1 protein-coding gene is annotated in these 1190 nt (G+C 43.9%); it reads right to left on the reverse strand.

All coding sequences use genetic code 11. The features are described 5' to 3' along the window. A partial coding sequence (locus A3OI_RS0104160; RefSeq protein ID WP_018403075.1) for a transposase occupies positions 1–1135 on the reverse strand: 1135 nt, incomplete at its 3' end. Between the last annotated feature and the right edge of the window lie 55 nt (positions 1136–1190).

Raw genomic sequence — 1190 nt, forward strand, 5'->3', positions numbered from 1 at the left:
CGAGCTTTTGCTTGGCTTCCTTGAAGTAAACTTCAATCCCCCAGCGCAGCGCATAGACCTCTAGTATTTTTTCATCTTCAAGTTGACTATCAGTCGTTAAAAATAACGCCCAATCGTGTTTGCTCGCTTGCTGCTTGGCTTCATTGACTGAGCGAACAAAGAGCAATTTAACCTTAACCCATTGCGCGGGCTCTTGATCTGAACTGGTGAGGTTGAGCTCAACCACAATGGATTTACTTTGGTAAGGCGCATTATTAAGCGCCTGCCAGTGGCCTTTAACGTGCTGCTTGTATAGCTCCTGAGCACACAATAAGTGAGTCATGCCGTTCGTCGTTAGGCGGTACTTCATCTTATTCTTTTTCATTCTGACAATGGCAATAAGCGAGTGGGTTATCGTCATTCTAAGAATATGCTTGGTCGCAAACCATGCATCGGCTAAAAAGTAATCCGCATTAATGCCACCACGGATAGCTCTGGCTACCATGTCACAGACCATTTGTGGTTTGGTTTGTTGCTTTGATTGTTGGTAGCGTTTGGCCGCAATACTACGACCGTCATTGAATGGGTAGTCTACTGCTTGCTGCTTAGTCTGGCTGATGAATATTTCATTATCAACGGGAACAAACTGCTCATCATTAGCGACACCAAGGGTTACAACCTGCTGGCCCATCACGCAGCGAGCGGTTAAGTGATCGAAATGACTTGAAACACCAGGCATCTTTTTACCCCGCCTTGTTTTTACTGTGTCATCAATGACAAAGGCGTTGAGTTGGTTTTTACTGTTGGCATTAAGCACTTTTTTAGCCGTCAATCGTTGTAGCTTTCGCCAATCTAGATCTTCTCGGTTAAGCAGATCATATAACGCATCCTTCTTTGCAGCTGAAAAACTCAATAAGGCATCCCTTGAAAACATGGCAACAGAGTCTACTTTTAGCCAGACCCAAAGCATTAAGAGGTAGGTGACGTCACCCACTGGCGTACCCGAGCGCTTAGAAAACTTAGCCTGACGTAAAACGTTGTTAAACCCAATGCTCTTCCATGTGGTGCTGAAAGTATTGTCAATTTTAAGGTCTTCTTGGTTAAGTAGATCAGCCGTTAATGGTGGTAAGCCCAAAGTCTTTGTGACAGAATTCATTCGATGTCTCTTGTGGTTTTTTACGTTGTCTAGATAACAAGTATTTTACCACAAT

It is taken from the genome of Marinobacter gelidimuriae, from assembly GCF_000372805.1.
GTDB lineage: Bacteria > Pseudomonadota > Gammaproteobacteria > Pseudomonadales > Oleiphilaceae > Marinobacter > Marinobacter gelidimuriae.